Below are 16,742 nucleotides of genomic sequence, written 5' to 3'. Positions count from 1 at the left end.
TTTGGTGGGTCAGACTTGGCAATCAACGCCTCACTGACATCGAATGAGAGTTATCTTAGGAAACCTAAGACCTAACCTTAATAGGCTCATAGCCATTTAGGGTTAGAACGAATCGCACGCGCCCTGTCCCCAGCTTCACCCTCCAGAAACCGAGTCTAGTCAGTGTGGGCAGGTAAGGAGTCAAATCTGAGTCTGATTGGCAGGACTTGCACCTGCATCTGACCGAGAGTTCAACCTGTTCCCCATGATTGAGTTGAGGTTGGCTTAGTTATTTACGGACTGGATGCCGAGATTCACTAAGCAACGAATCGCACAACTTCTAATTCTGTGCGTGTGAACATAAAATAGAGTTACCTCTTGTAAAAGTGGGAATCGGTGGGCAACAAGTTTCTCAGGCTAAGATGCCCACCGATTTAACATTATCCACTGATATACATGTGGAAAATAAGTTTATTTGTATTTCTATACAATGTCTAAAAATAAAGGTAATCCAGATAACTTAAAGCCATTCACTACAGATAGAGAGCGACCACTAACTGAATATCTACATTTGCGTGTCACCAAGGAAATGAAGGAAGAGGTAAAAGCTAAAGACGACCCTCCTGAGTTTTGCCGTCAAGCTATTCAAGAGAAGCTAGATAGAGAGAAGTAGCGAAAAGTTGTTAAAGTAATAGTCCAAGAACTTTAAAGATATAAGAATAGATAGCTAGTTGCCTCCCCCTGCCCCCTTCCCCCTGCTCCCCTGCCCCCTTCCCCCTTCCCCTTGTCATGTAATGCCCCTTGCCTATCCACGCCGTCAACGGCAACTCGAAAGTTTAGTCCAAAAATTAGGTTTGTCGCTAGAAGCACCTATAAAGTGGGAATTGCTGGATTTAGCGCTAACTCATCCTACTGTCTCTGATTCGGCAAATTATGAACAACTAGAGTTTGTTGGCGATGCAGTGGTGCGCCTGGTGTCGGCTGTTGTGTTATGGGAAAATTATCCTGATTGTCCAGTAGGGGATTTTGCGGCAATTCGTTCGGTGTTGGTGAGCGATCGCATCCTCGCCCAATTGGCCAGAGTTTATGGTTTAGAGTTATACTTACTAGTCGCTGGTAGTGCTACCGCCGATAAAGTTGGTCAAGAGTCACGACTGGCAGATGCTTTTGAAGCAGTTCTGGGTGCGCTTTACCTAAGTACTCAAAATCTGGAACTGATCCGCTCTTGGCTAGATCCCCACTTCCAAGAGCTAACGACAGAAATTCGCCTCGATCCTGCCAGACTTAATTACAAAGCTGCTCTCCAAGAATGGACTCAGGCACAATTTAAAGTTTTACCAGAGTATCGGGTTGTGGAAGTCACTCAACCGCACCGCAATCAAGAACGTTTCGTAGCTGAAGTGTGGTTGCACGGAAACAAGCTAGGAGTTGGTAAGGGGCGCTCGATCAAAACTGCTGAACAAGCCGCAGCTAAAGTAGCCTTTTTAGCAATTCCTAACCCGCAAATACCCTAAACCAAAAATAGTACTGATAAACTGATAACTCAGTTGGTTGTCAGTGGTCATTTGTCCCAAGTCCCTTGCATACTAATGACTAATGACTAATGACTAATGACTAATAACTAATGACAAACCAAATTAAAATTGCTGTCATCGGAGTTGGGCGTTGGGGAGTGCATTTGCTGCGGAATTTCTTAGCACATCCCCAAGTAGATGTAGTTGCTGTAGTAGACCCCCATCCAGAACGATTAACGGCGATAAAACAGCAGTTTGATTTAGACGATTGTGTAGTATTAACAACCCAGTGGGAGGATCTAAAGAAAGTTCCAGGGTTGACAGGGGTGGCGATCGCAACTCCAGCTACCACCCACTATGCTTTAATTAAAGATGCTCTCCAACAGGGATACCATGTTTTAGCTGAAAAACCCCTAACTCTCAACCCAGCAGAATGTCGGGAACTTTGCCATTTTGCACAGCGGCATCATTTAATACTGATGGTTGACCATACTTATTTATTTCACCCAGCAGTTGAGCGAGGGAAAACTGTAGTACAGACAGGTAAATTAGGTGATTTACGCTATGGCTACGCGACGCGCACCCATTTGGGGCCTGTCCGGCAAGATGTTGATGCACTGTGGGACTTAGCTATTCACGATATTGCTATCTTTAACGCTTGGCTGGGACAGACCCCTGTGAAAGTACAGGCAACGGGTACGGTGTGGCTACAGGGGGAGGGGAGTAGGGAACTGACCCACTCACCACTCCCCAGTACAGACGCGATTAATCGCGTCTCTTCCCACTCCCCATCTCAAGGTTTGGCTGACTTAGTATGGCTAACACTGACATACCCAGATAACTTTGAAGCTTATATTCACTTGTGCTGGCTGAATCCTGATAAGCAGCGACGGCTGGGGATTGTGGGCAGCCTTGGTAGTTTGATTTTTGATGAAATGTCGCAATCATCACCTCTCACCCTACTACATGGTGAGTTTGAACAGCAGGGGAATCAATTTATTCCTGTGAATCAAAAGCAGGTGGTGCTGGAATTAGAGCCAGGGGAACCATTGGGGCGAGTTTGCTCCTGCTTTGTTGTCTCTGTTCTCAACAATACTCCCTCAGAGGTTTCGTCTGGCTGGGTAGGCGCTGAGTTAGTAGAAATTCTTGCTGCTTTAACAGTATCTTTTAAGCAAGGCGGCCAACCTGTTTTTCTGAATGATTTGGAGCAAAAGTAACAAATGACAGATGACCCGACCATTGTTTACGATGCATTCAAGCAGTTTGAGCGTGAGAGATTCTCTATTGTGGCCCAAAAATATGATCAAGCGCTCGCTGCTGTAACTTCTCAGGTGAATGAAGCCATATTGGATGCCGTAGGAGCAAAGTGTGGTTTGAGATTGCTGGATGTCGCTTGCGGGACTGGGTGGCTGAGTGCCGCAGCACTAAAGCGGGAGGCCATAGTAACAGGATTGGACTATGCAGAGAATATGGTGGCTATTGCCAAAGTGCGATGCCCTCAAGGATCATTAGACCTCTTGCAAAAGTCTATCCCCTTTTCCACATCCCGTGAAAAGTCAGGTTGAGCGACCAATACGCTTGGCTTTGTGAAAAATTGTAGGTTGGGTTAAGCCAAGCGTATTGCTATATAAGCAACAGATACCTCGAAGTCGTGTTGAAGTACTTGAAAGTCGTGTTGAGGTACTTCAACATCGTGTTGAGGTACTTCAAAGTCGTTTTGAGGTACTTCAAAGTCGTTTTGAGGTACTTCAAAGTCGTTTTGAGGTACTTCAAAGTCGTGTTGAGGTACTTCAAAGTCGTGTTGAGGTACTTCAAAGTCGTGTTGAGGTACTTCAAAGTCGTGTTGAGGTACTTCAACATCGTGTTGAGGTACTTCAACATCGTGTTGAGGCAATACGCTTGGGTTAAGGATAATCGTAGGTTGGGTGGAACTTAAGTGTTACCCAACAAACCCGCGAAAATGTTGGGTTTCGTTCCTCCACCCAACCTACGCAGTTTATGGTTTTTGCCGCATCATTCACAGAGGAAAATCCAAGATCCCCTACATTTTCTTCTTTCTTGGGAACAGGTAATAGCGAGATATCAATCAAAGGTAAGGTAATTTTCAGCGTCGTACCTTGATGAAGTCCCGCGCTCTCAATAGTAATGCTGCCTCCCATGAGTTCGATTAAGTTTCGTGAAATTGCTAGTCCTAGTCCAGTACCTTCAAACTGGCGGCTGGTTGTGCCATTCACCATCACAAAGGGGCGAAATAGTTTGTGCTGTTGAGTGGGATCAATTCCTATACCTGTATCTTTAACTATTACCACCACCTGAGATTTACCATTACTATGTTGAATTTCTGTAGCAATGGTGATGCTTCCTGTGTCCGTGAACTTAGTGGCGTTGCCGATAACATTAATCAGCACTTGCTTCAGTTTTGCTGCGTCTGCCTTAATGGGTATTGCTTGAGGTTCTAACTCGCATTTCAATTGCAAGCCTTTTTGTTGAACATTAACTGATTGTAAATTAATTACCTCTAACAATATTTGCCGGAGATCAAGAGGTGTGGTGACTACAGAAAGCTTACCTGCTTCGATTTTAGAAATGTCGAGTAAATCATTAATAATACTTAGCAAATGAATCGTTGTTTCATCAGCACGTTTGAGAAACTCCATTTCTTCTTCGCGGCTATCACATAAGCCATCTTCAACCAGGCGAATACAGTTAATAATAGTATGTAATGGGTTTCTCAATTCATGGGAAGTCGTAGCCAAAAACTGGCTTTTAATCTGGTTAGCGCTTTTTGCTTCTTTCCAAGCTATTTCTAATTCTTCTGCCCCAGCTTTGAGCCGTTCTACCATTTGGTCTAGTGCTTGGGCCAGTTGATTGAATTCCCGGATTTGAAAATTGTGCGGAACTGGTTGTGCGGCGTGGTGAGAGTGAATATTGAGAGCGTAGTCGCGCAATTCTTCTACAGGACGTGCCAAGTAAGGAGCTAGATATAAAGATGCTAACAAACTTGCACCAATTAAACCAACTGTCAAAACGATGAGAATTAGTTTAATTTCTTCTAAACCAAAAAGCGCATTTTCGACACTAGTAACAGCTAAGACTATCCATTTTTGCTGCTGCTGTTGGGTGAGTGGATTTGCAATAGCCGTATAGCCAGCTATTAATTCGTGCCCCTGTGTAAAAGACAAGTTTATCGAATTGTTTTGCCCCGCAATTGCATTTTTAATTATGCTCTTGAGTTTGGAAGAATTTGGATGCTGATTAATATTAGTTCCCACCCAGTCTGTGAATGGGTGTGCCAAAATTGTGCCATCTTCAGCAATCACCACCATAGCGCCTGTGAGCGATCCCGGCGGATTTTTGATTTGTTGGTACAATGCAGACTGAATACTTAAGCTGTAAACCAAATTTTTTCGGCTATCGGAGACTGGTGCAGATAACACTACTTGCAATTGATTTTGTGTGTTTCTTTTTCCAGTCGTTCCTGCCTTTAGCGGAAAGATTGCTTTGACATCAATTCCGTCGCTTGATAAAGGTAACGTCAATTCTCCAATTGCTTGATCCCCACAGCTACTAGCAATTATTTTCTGCTTTAGCAGATTCGTTAATTGGATGCATTCAATACTGGCTGGAAGTTGTTGCCTTAACTGCGTAAGAATTTCTTGCTCTTGTATAGGCGAATCTGACGGAATAACCGTCGTTTTACTTACACTCAGTAAAGTAGTTCTTAAGATAGCGATCGCATCTCCAATTCTTTCACCTTTAGTGATAGCGCTTTGTGTTAAATTTTGACGTGCAGTTCCCAATATGCTAGAACGTGCCTTATTCAAGGCAACAATCTCGCCTATAAGTAAAACTGGAACGAACAGAAGCAGTATTTTCGTTACTAAAATTCGACGAAAGGAAGATTGGCGGTGATTAGTCATCGAGTGTCTCACTTTGCATCTGCAAACCACAACAGCAAAGATATGTAATTAGATGAGCTAGATGAGACATTTTATTAAATTATCAGAATTTTATTTTCAATGTTTAAAGTTAACAAATTGCTATAATTCAAAAAGAAACGTGGTATACCAAAACTCATATATGCTAGATGTAAAAGGGGTTTGTGTTGCATATAAATAGAGTGGTGAAGTTGTAAAACAGTAGCTTCCAGGCATGGATTTTTTTTGAGAATCTACACACTAGCAAAGAAAATATTCAAACTATCAAATAAATTTAAATGTTGCAACATCGTCCTCACACTACAGTTGTTTTAGCAATGAGTGCAGATGGGAAAATAGCAGATTTTAGGCGATCGCCTGCTCGGTTTGGCTCAAGGATGGATAAAGCACACTTAGAAAAACAAATCGCTGCCTCTGATGCGGTTTTATTCGGTGCTGGCACTCTCCGGGCCTACGGCACAACACTTACTATATCAGATCCAGCTCTAGTGCAACTTCGGGTGCAAGAAGGGAAGCCTCCGCAGCCAGTTCATATAGTGAGTACACACTCTGCAAACCTCAATCCGGAAATTAAATTTTTTAAGCAATCAGTAAGACGCTGGCTACTCACAACAACAGCGGGAGCAGTTTCATGGAAAGGGCGTTTAAGAACGCTTCCCTCAGTTCTGGAAACCAGAACGCAGGAATGCCCTCCAGAATTTGAGCAAATTCTGGTTTTTGAAACACCAACGCGAGAAATAGACATTTCCGCAGCTTTAAAGCATCTAGCCACTCTACATATAACACGCTTGGCGATTTTAGGTGGAGGTGAATTAATCGCTTCCTTGCTGGGATTAGATTTAATTGATGAATTATGGCTGACTGTCTGCCCGTTGATTTTAGGTGGTAATACTGCACCCACACCCGTAGATGGGAAAGGATTTTTACCCGATATAGCTCCCAAGCTGCAACTTCTAGAAGCTCATACAGTTGAGCAAGAAGTGTTTTTGCACTATCGCCTGCAACGACCAGCTTTCTTAGATTACGCTAAGTAAAGTTATTGGGGATTGGGCATTGAAAAGAAGCAGAGGAGCAGGGAAAAGGGTGCAGAGGAGAGGAATTTTCCTGCCTCCCCTACTCCCCCTGCTCCTCTTCCCCCCACTCCCCACTCCCCACTCCCTACTCCCTACTTTCTAAGATGGTGGAACAACTTAAGCCTCGCTATTCTGTCGTTTGGACGAACAAAATTGCTGAAGTACCCCAAAATGCCTGGAATGCTTTGGCAATGCTACTCAAAACGCCGTTTTTAGAATGGGAGTGGCTGAACAATCTTGAAACCTCCCATAGTGCTACGGCTAAAGCTGGTTGGTTGCCAAATCACTTGACATTGTGGCGAGATAGAACGCTGATTGCTGCTGCGCCACTTTATCTTAAAGGACATAGTTCTGGTGAATTTGTTTTCGATCACCAATGGGCAGAGTTAGCCGATCGCATCGGAGTCCAATATTACCCAAAATTGCTGGGAATGACACCATTTACCCCAGCCGAAGGTTATCGGTTTTTAATTGCCCCAGGAGAAGATGAAGACGAAATCACCGCGATGATGGTGCATGAAATTGACATTTTCTGCTCCAAAAATCGAATTTCTGGGTGTCATTTTCTCTATGTTGATCCCCAATGGCGTCCGATGCTGGAACGGCATGGTTTTACAACTTGGCTGCACCACAGCTACGTCTGGGAAAATGCTGGTTTTAAAACTTTTGATGACTACTTGAAAGTTTTCAACGCCAATCAGCGCCGCAATATCAAGCGGGAACGCAAAGCTGTGGAAAAAGCCGGTTTACGATTGCAACCTCTAACTGGTGATGAAATTCCCTACTCTGCATTTCCCTTGATGTACCAGTTCTATGCTGACACCTGTGATAAGTTTGGCTGGTGGGGTAGCAAGTATCTCACACAACGCTTTTTTGAGCAGCTACACGCCGATTATCGCCATCGAGTCTTGTTTGTTGCTGCATATAGCGAGCAAGATAACTCTCATCCTTTAGGAATGTCCTTTTGTTTATTTAAAAGTGACAAACTCTATGGACGCTATTGGGGGAGTTTTCAAGAAATAGATTGCTTACATTTTGATGCTTGCTATTATGCGCCGATTGAGTGGGCGATCGCTAACGGCATTCAAATTTTTGACCCGGGCGCGGGCGGGCGACACAAAAAACGGCGCGGTTTCCCTGCTATGCCCAATCACAGTTTGCACCGCTTTTACAATAATCGTTTAGGACAAATTTTACGTCCCTATATTAAGGAAGTGAATCAACTCGAACAGCAGCAGATTGAGGCAATTAATGCAGAGTTGCCATTTAGTGAGAAAAATGCTTGAGGAAAAGGAACTACTTTCGTAGCAAAGTTTGCCGAATGATTAAGCTTTACTCGGCAAACAGATGCAAATTTTCCTTATTTTCAAAATTGTGAAATTAAACTGTTGCGATCGAGACGGTATTTCTGCTACCATTCGTCAAAATTCACCGTCTTGAATGCCTTCTTGAATAATTTCTTCTTGTTGGCGCATTGCCGCTGCCCATTCTAATTGTCCTCTAGATTCTAAAATCGCAGCAGCTTTCTGTAAATCCTCAATCCCCTTTTGTGGTTGCCCTTCTAAAGCTAGAGCATTACCCCGATAAAAATAAGCCTCAACGTAATTAGGATCAAGCTTAATTGCTTGCGTGTATTCAACAAGAGCCTCTTGATGCTGACCTTTTACATCAAACTCGCGCCCGGTCATAGACATTGTGTACCCAGACATTCATCTGCTTTAAGGCGCTAAACGCTTGGGCCACTGGTTCAACAGATGATCGAACAAGGAGAAACAGAATATTCGCATCAATTGTTTCTACTCCTCTATGCTGTTCTAGAGAAATACCTTCGTCTCTGACAAAATATATCAACATCGTTTAAAATTCTCCTAAATTCTTCCAGGGGTTCCTGGGCCACCGTAGCCTCTTGGGAATCTTAAATTCCTGAAATAAATACCTGGATTTATTAATGCTGGTTGGCCAAGCTGAAGATTACCAGATAGTGGAGCCACTTCGCAGGCTATGGAATGCCAAACTCCTATATCTCTGCTAGTAGCTTCAGCAATTGTTTTTCTACTAATTTTACGTACATCAAATGTAGTCATGAAAACAATTGCTGGATTTTCACCAGCAGCACGTGCAGGATTTTTACCACAAAAATATCTGAAAGATATCAAGAAGACTAAGCAAGATAGGAATTACACTTGATATAGAGTGTAAAAACCCTCAAGAAAGAAATTTCCTTTTTATAGTACTTATGGATTTAATAGTTGAAAATTTAGCCGCAATTGATGATAAACTTTCCCAGCGTCATATTGATCTTGATCCCGGTGGATATTTCATTATTTACTTGGATCGAGATGCAGGGTTAATATATGCCAAGCATTTTACAAATGTCATTGATGAGCGTGGTTTAGCTGTCGATCCAGAAACGGGAAAAGTAATTCCGGCGCGAGATAAGGTAGAACGAACTCACACGACGGTTTTTAGTGGGAGGACGGCTAAAGAACTTTGCGTGAAAATCTTTGAGGAAACTCAGCCCTCTCCTATAACTCAATTAAATCATGCAGCTTATTTGGGTCGAGAATTTGTTCGGGCTGAGGTGGCTTTAGTTATAGAGCAAGAGTATGTTCAAGATTAAGTTAAAAGTTAGGAGTTAGAAGTTAAGAGTTAGAAATTCATAACTCCTAACTCCACTCTGAATTCTCCCATTACCCATCAGATGATGGCTGATTTATCTGATAGATATAGTAAGTCGCCATTGGGATAACGGTGGCGGCAATTAACAATCCTACTACCCAAGCAGTAGCGTTACCTTGGTCAGTTTCGCCTGCTTTCTTGAAGGTTCCTTCTACCTGTACATTGTCACTTATTTGGGGTGGCCCTGGATCGGTTTTGCCAGAGAGGACAGCGACAAGGCGATCGCTTGCATCTAGAAATGCCTGATTGTATTTGTTACCATTGCGTAATGGCACACTTACTGTTTCAGTAGCTATACTCTCGGCAATAGAGTCAGTAAGCATTGGCTTGACTTGATCCCCTGTAATAATGGCAGTACCATTAGTAACCGTATCAATAACCAATAAGGTTTCATTAGCTTGGGCTTCTTTTGTGGGAAACCATTTTTCAAACAGTTCTTTGGTGAAGCTTTCCGGTGTTTCACCGTAATCGAGGCGGCGAACAGTAACAATTCTAACTTCCTTACCTGTTTGCTTTGCCAAATCCTCGAAAGCGCTGTTAATTTTACCTTCATTCAGACGGCTGATAACTTCACCTTGATCTAAAACCCAGGTGTTATTCCCTGCTGTGAGGTTGGGTATTTGATTCACACCTGTGGCAAAAGCAGGTGTGGCAAACAGCGAGGTTGCTAAAATAACCGTCACCAAAGGGAGAATTAGCCGGATGAGGTGTTTTTGACTGTTAAATACTTGTTTGAGGAGCTGTTTCATCGTGTGATCCCTAAGACAGACTTGCACCAAAAATACTACAGAACTACTGCAAAAATCACCTAGTTCCCGGTTTTCTCCAGTATCAAGTTTCTGCTACTGGCAGCAGATATATATTTTACGGGATTTTTTGATTGCACAAACTTGTTCTGAGGGCGGTTGCAAGGATTAAATTGACAAAAAATACCGCCCATTTTGGGAATTAACCCAAAAATTTAGGGCGGAATTTGCAAACCATCTAAAAATGATATCGTATGATCAATATTTTTGGCAGAATTAAGCATATTTTTTCAAATCTGCAAGTAGCTTTTCCTGCTGTACCTATTGATGGGTTGATATCTGCATTTTTTGGATATTTTAGCTAAATTTATATCAATATAATATATATACATGACCATAATTTTAACTAACGACGACGGCATTGATGCCCCTGGTATTCGAGCGCTGCTCAAAGCTGTAAACGGCAAAAATGCTATTATCGCTGCTCCTGCTGATCATCAGTCTGGCTGTGGACATCAAGTTACCACCACTCGTGCCATCAACCTCCAGCGACGCTCTGAGACTGAATATGCGATCGCAGGCACTCCCGCCGATTGTGTGAGAATTGCATTAACACAAATTCCCGCAGATGTCAAATTTGTGGTTTCAGGTATCAACGCTGGGGGCAACTTGGGAGTCGATGCCTACATTTCTGGCACAGTGGCTGCGGTGCGGGAAGCCGCAATGCACGGTATTCCTGGAATTGCCATTTCTCAATATCGCAAAGCCAGGCAGAATTTTGATTGGGATCTGGCCGCCAAATTCACAGTTGAAGTTTTAGCGGACTTACTCCAGCGTCCCCTAGAACCAGGAAGCTTTTGGAATGTGAACTTGCCGCATCTGCAACCAGGAGAACCAGATCCTAATATGGTGTTTTGCCAACCCTGTACCAGACCAATGCCAGTAAACTATCGAATTGAAGGCGATAATTTTTATTATGTAGGCGAATATGGCAAACGCGATCGCACTCCTGGTAGCGATGTAGATGTATGTTTTTCCGGCAATATCGCGGTAACTCAGTTAAAAGTTTGACATCAGCTATCAGTTACTAGTTAACTGTTACCAGCTTTTAGGCTATTACGAATTAAAAATTATATCATGTCCGCCAAATTACCCAAACAGGACTTACGCAAACAATAGCCGAAACCCTTATTTTCACGTAGGGGCAATTCATCTAGACGCAAAGCGGTGAGGGGGTCGCAGTCTTCTCCCAAGGGGAGACGCTAAAAGCGATAGCGTAGCGTTAGCGAGTCCGCGAGCGTCTGGCGGTTCCGGTCGTTAGCGCAGCGTTAGCGAGTCTTCTCCCAAGGGGAGACGCTTTAGCGCAACGAGCGTCTTGCGTTAGCGCAGCGTTAGCGACGTTAGGAGCGTCACCCCCGAACCCGGAGGGCTTCCCGCAGGGTATTGCCCCTACGGCGTGTACTTTTGCGTAAGTCCTACCAAAATAAAAGAACCCCACCCCCAACCCCTCCTGCTTGCGGGGAACTCGGCGCCCCCTCTGGGGATTAGGGGCAGGGAGACAAAGCACAGCTTTGGCTCTTTGGGGTTCTCCGGTTTTGAAATCTGGTAAAGTTTCAGTAGCACTGAACACTAATTTCAAAAAAAGCAGAAAAATATGCAGTTTCTCAAAATTGTTCTTGTCGCTCTGGTGTTGATGGTAAACCTGGTAATTGCTCAACCCTCTTGGGCGGGCAAGGATTTTACTAAGGGGGCTGACTATGCTGAGGTAACTCAGGCGCTCAATCAACTTCTAACTATAAAGGATACACCTGAGCAAGCTGGTTATACACCTGAGCAATTCCAGCAGCGACTGGCACAATTGCAACTTCAGAAAAATGTCATAGAAACAGCTAGAAAGCGCGCGCAGTGCCGCAATGAAACAGGAAAGACGTTGGCTGTCTATGCCAATAAACCAAAAAAATCTCCAACCCAACTCTACTTTTTGGGCGCAGGAACAATCACAGATGATGATTGGGATTGCGATGGCATTTACTTACCCGCAGGTTCTCAAGTGGTTCTAGGCCCGAACGCTCAACCACAACAACTAGCCCAAGCAATCGCCGTCAAGTTTGTGGATGGTACACAGTCTATTGCAAGAACCAATCCACTCACTGGTGCAATTGAATTAAATGTTGAACCTGCCAAAGTATTCAAGGCGGGTGAGAGCAGTTGGTTACTCCCCAATTTCTCTCAAGCAGATATTGATACGCAAATTCCTACCCCACAACTCATTGACTAATCTCATCTAGATAATTCAACTTTTATGCACTTCCCACATAAGAGTTGAATTAAACCAATAGGATATGTAAAGGAAAATCTTCAACCATTGAACAATCAACTTTTAATTAAGGAAAAATTACAAACCACGTTTGAGAAGATTCAAACCAAGAGCGATGGCTCTCCTATTACTGATTTGCAGCTAGATAAAACCTTAGCTGAAGAAATTGAACAATTGACGACGGAACTAGAGAGTTTCAATCCCAATCCTCTTCTCTACGCTACGTCGTTGCTAGAAGGAGCTTGGCAACTGCAATACTCTACTGCGAGAGAAATCCGTACTTTAGTTTCTCTCCCATTAGGATTAAAGCTGGGTAAAGTTTATCAAGTGATTGATGTTGCAAATAAATTGTTTTTCAATCTAGCTAAAGTCACCTCCTCTATTTAAAATTGATCGCGCCACCCAATGAATATGGCTCTCTTAATAACGCATCTTTTCACCAAGGTAAAACCAGGTTCTGCGATGGTAGAGCTTAAAACATTAAATTTAAAACTAGGTCATGGTATAGAAGGAGATATTAATGCTGATCCTATAAGCCCTAGACAAGTTTTAATTGTTAGGTATGAAGATATTTTAGACTTATCAATTAAACCAGGAGAATTGCGAGAAAATATTGTGGTTACAGGTATAGAATTTGATAATTTTATCCCTGGTTCTCTGCTAAACTTTGAAAGTGGTGCGGCAATTCGTCTAACTTTTCACTGCGAACCGTGTAAACGAATAGTCCACTTGGTAGAATCATTAAAGAGCATCCAAGGTAAAAGAGGAATTTTAGGAGTAGTTATTAAATCAGGTAAAATCCAGGTTGGTAGTAATTTTCAGGTTCAAGCTAATAAATTTCTAGCATTATCTGAAAATCCATATCAACGATTCCTAAATTTTATCATCAAAATCCCAAGTGGGAAAATAGTTACATATCAACAAATAATCAAAGGTATGGGAGTAGATAATAGCTATCTAAGAGCTATTCCTACATACCTGAAAAAAACCTCGGCTGCGGATTATCCAGTACATAGAATATTAGACTCTAAAGGTCATTTAATAAATTATGTGAACCAACAAAAAAATAAGTTGGAAAATGAAGGAGTTAGAGTTTTATCGGAAGCAGATTTATTAAGCAATTTAAACAAAGGTTTTGTAGATATTAAATATTATCTATGGGAAGATGACACTATCTATTTAGAATAGAGATTACTTTAATTTTCATGCTAGTTGCAATATTTGGTAGAAAAAATGTTTTATTTAATCAAGATGATCCCTGATTTTTTATTTGTTTAGATGTAGCTTCCATAAAGTCGATAAAAACTTTTATCAGCTTATGAATTCCCTCGCTACCTCCTGCAATTAAACCTCCTGTCAGCAATGCATCTAAACAACGGAAAATAACTACTTGTATTGGATTATCTAAATCAATAACTACAAGTGGCTCGATTGAACGAATACCTATTGCACTCATTAAAAGACCGAATAAAAGGGATGTCCATAGAGCAATTATTCGTGTATCAGATTTATATGCTGTTTTTTGGCGCTCTTTTTCATTTATATCATCAATTTGTGGGTTGAATATTTTTAACGGTTCTTGTTGGTTTTGTGTAAAGTTTTGGATGATTTGCTGCTCTAAACTCATTCCTTCAGGTGGGAGTCCACTGATTTGATTAGATTCTAAAGAAGAGAATTGGTTCTGTTGTACTTCCATAAGTCTTATCTTTTCCGACAGTAGAGCCTTTTTTTGCTGAATACTAATATCTAATTGTTCAACGAATGGGCCCCGCCAAGTAGTTATAAAAACTTCTAAAGAACGCTCTAATAGCAAAGAAATAAATAATTGTAAGGTAAGTAGCTGGATAATATCATTAAGCCCAAATGGTTTTAAAACGAATGGTTTAGATGATAACCAAGTTGACAAAGTTACTACTAGAAAACTAATAATAATTAATACAATAAATAGAGGAGATTCTGGAGAAAGCTTTAGCAACGTATCTATACTCCTGTTATCGCGTCACAATATCTATAGGACTAGTATTTGATTTTTGAAATGCACGTAGTGGACTGTCTACGCAAAATAGTGCATTAGACGTAGGTTGGGTGGAGCGGAGCGCAACCCAACATATATCAGGATGTTGGGTTACGCAAAGCCTCCACCCAACCTACAATTTTTTTGCAATCATTAAAGCCTAGACAGTCCATTACAAGACTACCGAGATTTTTTCAGAAATCAAATATGATTCCTATAACACAGCCTGGAGGTGAAAACTACACCTGCTGAGTAACTTAACAACGTTAATTTGATAGAACAGTAAATAATTTATTACCCGACCATTTTTTCCAGGCGTGTGACATGGTATGCGACTGTGGAAGCGATGTTTTCAACGGGCTACGCCTACGCACAGGGTAATCTAATGGTTCGTGATAAAACTATTGCTATACAAGCATTCCAGAAGTAAACGCTAGGCTTCAAATGTACTGCGCGAAGCTACTGTGTATGGGGCGATCGCGTTAAATATCAAAAGGTGCGACGCTAGAGCAAGCAGCAAGCGTAGTACCAACTAAAAACCCCTCCAAGGTTGAAGGGGTTAAAGTAATTTTTGGTAATGGGATGGTGATTAGGGGAAGACGGCAGCTTTTCCTTGTTTGTGAAGTATTTTCTTATCAAAGCAACGAGATGAGAGTAAAGCATTTTATAAATCCGTTACGAACCTCTGCAACGCTGTACTTAGTAAGATAAATTATTAGTGTTGCTGAATGATGTCAGCTGCCACCCCACGGCATTTAAATAACCTGTATCATTCAAAGCTTGTGCTGGTAACTTTTTAGCGTTGACAGCAGCCTTAACCACATCTAGTGCAGTCAGGCTTCCTGTTTGGTATTGAAAAACCAAAGCACTACCACTAGGAATACCCTGTGCTTTCAGATTACCTTGATAAGCTAGAAATGCAGCATCAAAGGGTTTGAGGTAGCTGACGTTCGTAGAATCAGTGAATAAATTGTTAGAGTTAATAGCTATAAATTTGTCACTATTGTTAGTAGCTATTTGAGCACCACCGATTCCAGGTAATAAAGCAATAGAAGCAACAATGAGTACAGAATCAATCAAGGTGGAGAATTTCATAGGGTTATCCTTAGTTAGAGTAAAGTGCAATTAGTGTTCTTGAGTAATAGAGTCTTATTTTTTATCAGTCTCAACTTCCTGCACTTAGATCACCTGAGCGGTTGGTTTATTCCTCACCCATTCGGGTGAGCTAATTGAGCGCAAGAACTAAAAATATGAATCGACAGCAAAGTTCAGGACAAACTTGAACAGATATATATTTAACTGAGGCAATCTAAAAATTTATGCAGCGCTGTTACTCAGTTGTAGGGGTAGCCCAATCCAGGCATCGCATTTCTGTACTATACCTATATGATTGAATCTATTTTTATATTCGGATTTACCGAACAGAAAAATTAGGGTAAACCCTAACTTTTTTCATATCTAATTTGGGACGGTAATCATCAATTATTTGGTGTTAATAACCGAATTCACAGTAGGTTTAACTCTAAATAATATAAATATGTAAGCACCAATTGAAGTCCAAAGCTGATTAAACAAAAGCTAATTTATGCGAGGAAGAGTTATGACACTAGTTCGTTGGAACCCTTGGAGAGAAATTGACATTTTACAACGTCAACTCAATAATATATTTGAAGACACCAGAGTACCATCTGCATTCTTGGACGGAGGCTTGAGCAAAGTTCCTGCTGCTGAAATACAAGAAACTGAAAATGCTATTCTTCTGTTGCTAGAACTGCCAGGAATAGAAGCTAAAGACCTGGATGTGCAAGTTACAGAAAACGCTGTTTACGTAAGCGGTGAGCGGAAGTCTGAAACTAAAACTGAAGAGAAAGGCGTTACCAGAAGCGAGTTTCATTACGGTAAATTTCAACGCGTAATTCCCCTATCTGCTCGGATTCAAAATACTAACGTTACGGCAGATTATAAAGACGGAATCTTGAATCTGACACTGCCTAAAACTGAGCAAGAAAAGAACAAATTTGTCAAGGTTAATTTGGAACAACCTGCTAACTAATGGGTTGTGATCAAACGGCTCTACCTCCCTTGATTGATTGAGATAGCTAAAAGCTTGGTCACTCGCGTAACCAAGCTTTTTTGTAACAATTGATAGACGCGTAAGTCCTGTGTGCATGAATTATCTTAAGAGAACTAAAGAGCGTAGGCGCAGCCCGTCGTAGACATCGCCTTTGCTTTTAAAGTTTGTAAAAGAATTTCACTATATATGTAATGGTATGCGTGGGTAACAGAACCCAAGGGTGCTGGGCTATGTCTACCTTACCTTTCAATAAGTAAAGCTAATAAGTTCTATCAGCTTTCCTGAAGTAATAAAACTTGATTAAAAATTGTAAAGCATTGTAAAGTAGATTCACAGGCAAAGACAAACGAGCCTGATTATAAAACAACTAACCGCACTTATAAAACCATGACAGCAACCTTACAACAG

General features: G+C 41.7%; 19 protein-coding genes and 1 pseudogene. 12 read left to right on the top strand and 8 right to left on the bottom strand.

The window, feature by feature from the left end:
* Positions 1-469: 469 nt before the first annotated feature.
* The 4 genes from LC653_RS39435 to LC653_RS39420 all read left to right on the top strand — a co-directional run bounded on the left by LC653_RS39435 (position 470) and on the right by LC653_RS39420 (position 3,058).
* Positions 470-652, top strand: coding sequence for a hypothetical protein (locus tag LC653_RS39435; protein ID WP_099104126.1), 183 nt, complete (start codon positions 470-472; stop codon positions 650-652).
* Positions 653-773: 121 nt separating this feature from the next.
* On the top strand, positions 774-1,493 hold the full coding sequence (gene rnc / locus LC653_RS39430; RefSeq protein ID WP_229486968.1) for a ribonuclease III: 720 nt from the start codon (positions 774-776) through the stop codon (positions 1,491-1,493).
* 110 nt (positions 1,494-1,603) lie between these two features.
* A complete protein-coding gene (locus tag LC653_RS39425) occupies positions 1,604-2,710 on the top strand; it encodes a Gfo/Idh/MocA family protein (protein ID WP_229500771.1) in 1,107 nt (368 codons plus the stop codon).
* A 3-nt stretch (positions 2,711-2,713) separates the two neighbouring features.
* The gene (locus LC653_RS39420) at positions 2,714-3,058 is read left to right on the top strand and encodes a class I SAM-dependent methyltransferase (protein WP_229500770.1); all 345 of its coding nucleotides are present in this window, start codon (positions 2,714-2,716) and stop codon (positions 3,056-3,058) included.
* A 41-nt stretch (positions 3,059-3,099) separates the two neighbouring features.
* Here the strand turns inward: LC653_RS39420 and LC653_RS39415 are convergent, their stop codons facing one another.
* Entirely contained in the window at positions 3,100-3,387 is a 288-nt protein-coding gene (locus LC653_RS39415) for a hypothetical protein (protein ID WP_229500769.1), read from the bottom strand.
* 10 nt (positions 3,388-3,397) lie between these two features.
* Complete coding sequence (locus tag LC653_RS39410; protein ID WP_229500768.1) at positions 3,398-5,413, bottom strand: ATP-binding protein; 2,016 nt, start codon at positions 5,411-5,413, stop codon at positions 3,398-3,400.
* 296 nt (positions 5,414-5,709) lie between these two features.
* On the opposite strand from LC653_RS39410, the gene LC653_RS39405 reads away from it, so the two are divergent.
* The gene (locus LC653_RS39405; RefSeq protein ID WP_229500767.1) at positions 5,710-6,465 is read left to right on the top strand and encodes a RibD family protein; all 756 of its coding nucleotides are present in this window, start codon (positions 5,710-5,712) and stop codon (positions 6,463-6,465) included.
* Positions 6,466-6,608: 143 nt separating this feature from the next.
* A complete protein-coding gene (locus LC653_RS39400) occupies positions 6,609-7,790 on the top strand; it encodes a GNAT family N-acetyltransferase (RefSeq protein ID WP_229500766.1) in 1,182 nt (393 codons plus the stop codon).
* Between the two features lie 135 nt (positions 7,791-7,925).
* On the opposite strand, the gene LC653_RS39395 is transcribed toward LC653_RS39400, so the two are convergent.
* The 3 genes from LC653_RS39395 to LC653_RS39385 are packed head-to-tail and all read right to left on the bottom strand — an operon-like array spanning position 7,926 to position 8,588.
* Positions 7,926-8,213, bottom strand: a complete 288-nt coding sequence (locus tag LC653_RS39395) for a tetratricopeptide repeat protein (RefSeq protein ID WP_229500765.1) — start codon at positions 8,211-8,213, stop codon at positions 7,926-7,928.
* A complete protein-coding gene (locus LC653_RS39390) occupies positions 8,173-8,358 on the bottom strand; it encodes a hypothetical protein (protein ID WP_229500764.1) in 186 nt (61 codons plus the stop codon). Before LC653_RS39390 ends, LC653_RS39395 begins: the two co-directional genes overlap by 41 nt.
* Positions 8,359-8,372: 14 nt before the next feature.
* The gene (locus tag LC653_RS39385; protein ID WP_229500763.1) at positions 8,373-8,588 is read right to left on the bottom strand and encodes a hypothetical protein; all 216 of its coding nucleotides are present in this window, start codon (positions 8,586-8,588) and stop codon (positions 8,373-8,375) included.
* Between the two features lie 152 nt (positions 8,589-8,740).
* Between LC653_RS39385 and LC653_RS39380 the strand changes: the two genes are divergently transcribed.
* A complete protein-coding gene (locus tag LC653_RS39380) occupies positions 8,741-9,124 on the top strand; it encodes a DUF4346 domain-containing protein (RefSeq protein ID WP_229500762.1) in 384 nt (127 codons plus the stop codon).
* Positions 9,125-9,194: 70 nt separating this feature from the next.
* Here LC653_RS39380 and psb32 read toward each other — a convergent pair whose 3' ends face one another.
* Positions 9,195-9,932: a photosystem II repair protein Psb32 gene (gene psb32, locus LC653_RS39375; protein WP_229500761.1), complete on the bottom strand. Its 738-nt coding sequence runs from the start codon at positions 9,930-9,932 to the stop codon at positions 9,195-9,197.
* Positions 9,933-10,319: 387 nt separating this feature from the next.
* Here psb32 and surE point away from each other — a divergent pair, with 387 nt between their 5' ends.
* The 4 genes and pseudogenes from surE to LC653_RS39355 all read left to right on the top strand — a co-directional run bounded on the left by surE (position 10,320) and on the right by LC653_RS39355 (position 13,434).
* Positions 10,320-11,000: a 5'/3'-nucleotidase SurE gene (gene surE, locus LC653_RS39370; RefSeq protein WP_229500760.1), complete on the top strand. Its 681-nt coding sequence runs from the start codon at positions 10,320-10,322 to the stop codon at positions 10,998-11,000.
* 583 nt (positions 11,001-11,583) lie between these two features.
* Entirely contained in the window at positions 11,584-12,207 is a 624-nt protein-coding gene (locus LC653_RS39365; protein WP_229500759.1) for a hypothetical protein, read from the top strand.
* Between the two features lie 87 nt (positions 12,208-12,294).
* Positions 12,295-12,621 (top strand): annotated as a pseudogene (locus LC653_RS39360) (PAP/fibrillin family protein); the annotation flags it as partial.
* An 87-nt stretch (positions 12,622-12,708) separates the two neighbouring features.
* The gene (locus tag LC653_RS39355) at positions 12,709-13,434 is read left to right on the top strand and encodes an MGMT family protein (RefSeq protein ID WP_229500758.1); all 726 of its coding nucleotides are present in this window, start codon (positions 12,709-12,711) and stop codon (positions 13,432-13,434) included.
* Positions 13,435-13,492: 58 nt separating this feature from the next.
* Here the strand turns inward: LC653_RS39355 and LC653_RS39350 are convergent, their stop codons facing one another.
* A complete protein-coding gene (locus tag LC653_RS39350) occupies positions 13,493-14,221 on the bottom strand; it encodes a hypothetical protein (RefSeq protein WP_229500757.1) in 729 nt (242 codons plus the stop codon).
* Between the two features lie 738 nt (positions 14,222-14,959).
* Entirely contained in the window at positions 14,960-15,355 is a 396-nt protein-coding gene (locus LC653_RS39345; RefSeq protein WP_229500756.1) for a hypothetical protein, read from the bottom strand.
* 505 nt (positions 15,356-15,860) lie between these two features.
* On the opposite strand from LC653_RS39345, the gene LC653_RS39340 reads away from it, so the two are divergent.
* Entirely contained in the window at positions 15,861-16,313 is a 453-nt protein-coding gene (locus LC653_RS39340) for an Hsp20/alpha crystallin family protein (RefSeq protein WP_229500755.1), read from the top strand.
* Positions 16,314-16,742: the final 429 nt, after the last annotated feature.

This window comes from Nostoc mirabile CHAB5784 (genome assembly GCF_020829645.1).
Taxonomy (GTDB): domain Bacteria; phylum Cyanobacteriota; class Cyanobacteriia; order Cyanobacteriales; family Nostocaceae; genus Nostoc; species Nostoc mirabile.
This window is presented reverse-complemented; position numbering and strand designations above follow the sequence as displayed.

What these genes read in the sequence shown, in the direction of transcription:
- LC653_RS39435 (WP_099104126.1), top strand. Translation starts at nt 470, where the DNA reads ATGTCTAAAAATAAAGGTAATCCAGATAACTTAAAGCCATTCACTACA.
- rnc (WP_229486968.1), top strand. Translation starts at nt 774, where the DNA reads ATGCCCCTTGCCTATCCACGCCGTCAACGGCAACTCGAAAGTTTAGTC.
- LC653_RS39425 (WP_229500771.1), top strand. Translation starts at nt 1,604, where the DNA reads ATGACAAACCAAATTAAAATTGCTGTCATCGGAGTTGGGCGTTGGGGA.
- LC653_RS39420 (WP_229500770.1), top strand. Translation starts at nt 2,714, where the DNA reads ATGACAGATGACCCGACCATTGTTTACGATGCATTCAAGCAGTTTGAG.
- LC653_RS39410 (WP_229500768.1), bottom strand. Translation starts at nt 5,413, where the DNA reads ATGACTAATCACCGCCAATCTTCCTTTCGTCGAATTTTAGTAACGAAA.
- LC653_RS39405 (WP_229500767.1), top strand. Translation starts at nt 5,710, where the DNA reads ATGTTGCAACATCGTCCTCACACTACAGTTGTTTTAGCAATGAGTGCA.
- LC653_RS39400 (WP_229500766.1), top strand. Translation starts at nt 6,609, where the DNA reads ATGGTGGAACAACTTAAGCCTCGCTATTCTGTCGTTTGGACGAACAAA.
- LC653_RS39395 (WP_229500765.1), bottom strand. Translation starts at nt 8,213, where the DNA reads ATGTCTGGGTACACAATGTCTATGACCGGGCGCGAGTTTGATGTAAAA.
- LC653_RS39390 (WP_229500764.1), bottom strand. Translation starts at nt 8,358, where the DNA reads ATGTTGATATATTTTGTCAGAGACGAAGGTATTTCTCTAGAACAGCAT.
- LC653_RS39385 (WP_229500763.1), bottom strand. Translation starts at nt 8,588, where the DNA reads ATGACTACATTTGATGTACGTAAAATTAGTAGAAAAACAATTGCTGAA.
- LC653_RS39380 (WP_229500762.1), top strand. Translation starts at nt 8,741, where the DNA reads ATGGATTTAATAGTTGAAAATTTAGCCGCAATTGATGATAAACTTTCC.
- psb32 (WP_229500761.1), bottom strand. Translation starts at nt 9,932, where the DNA reads ATGAAACAGCTCCTCAAACAAGTATTTAACAGTCAAAAACACCTCATC.
- surE (WP_229500760.1), top strand. Translation starts at nt 10,320, where the DNA reads ATGACCATAATTTTAACTAACGACGACGGCATTGATGCCCCTGGTATT.
- LC653_RS39365 (WP_229500759.1), top strand. Translation starts at nt 11,584, where the DNA reads ATGCAGTTTCTCAAAATTGTTCTTGTCGCTCTGGTGTTGATGGTAAAC.
- LC653_RS39355 (WP_229500758.1), top strand. Translation starts at nt 12,709, where the DNA reads ATGGTAGAGCTTAAAACATTAAATTTAAAACTAGGTCATGGTATAGAA.
- LC653_RS39345 (WP_229500756.1), bottom strand. Translation starts at nt 15,355, where the DNA reads ATGAAATTCTCCACCTTGATTGATTCTGTACTCATTGTTGCTTCTATT.
- LC653_RS39340 (WP_229500755.1), top strand. Translation starts at nt 15,861, where the DNA reads ATGACACTAGTTCGTTGGAACCCTTGGAGAGAAATTGACATTTTACAA.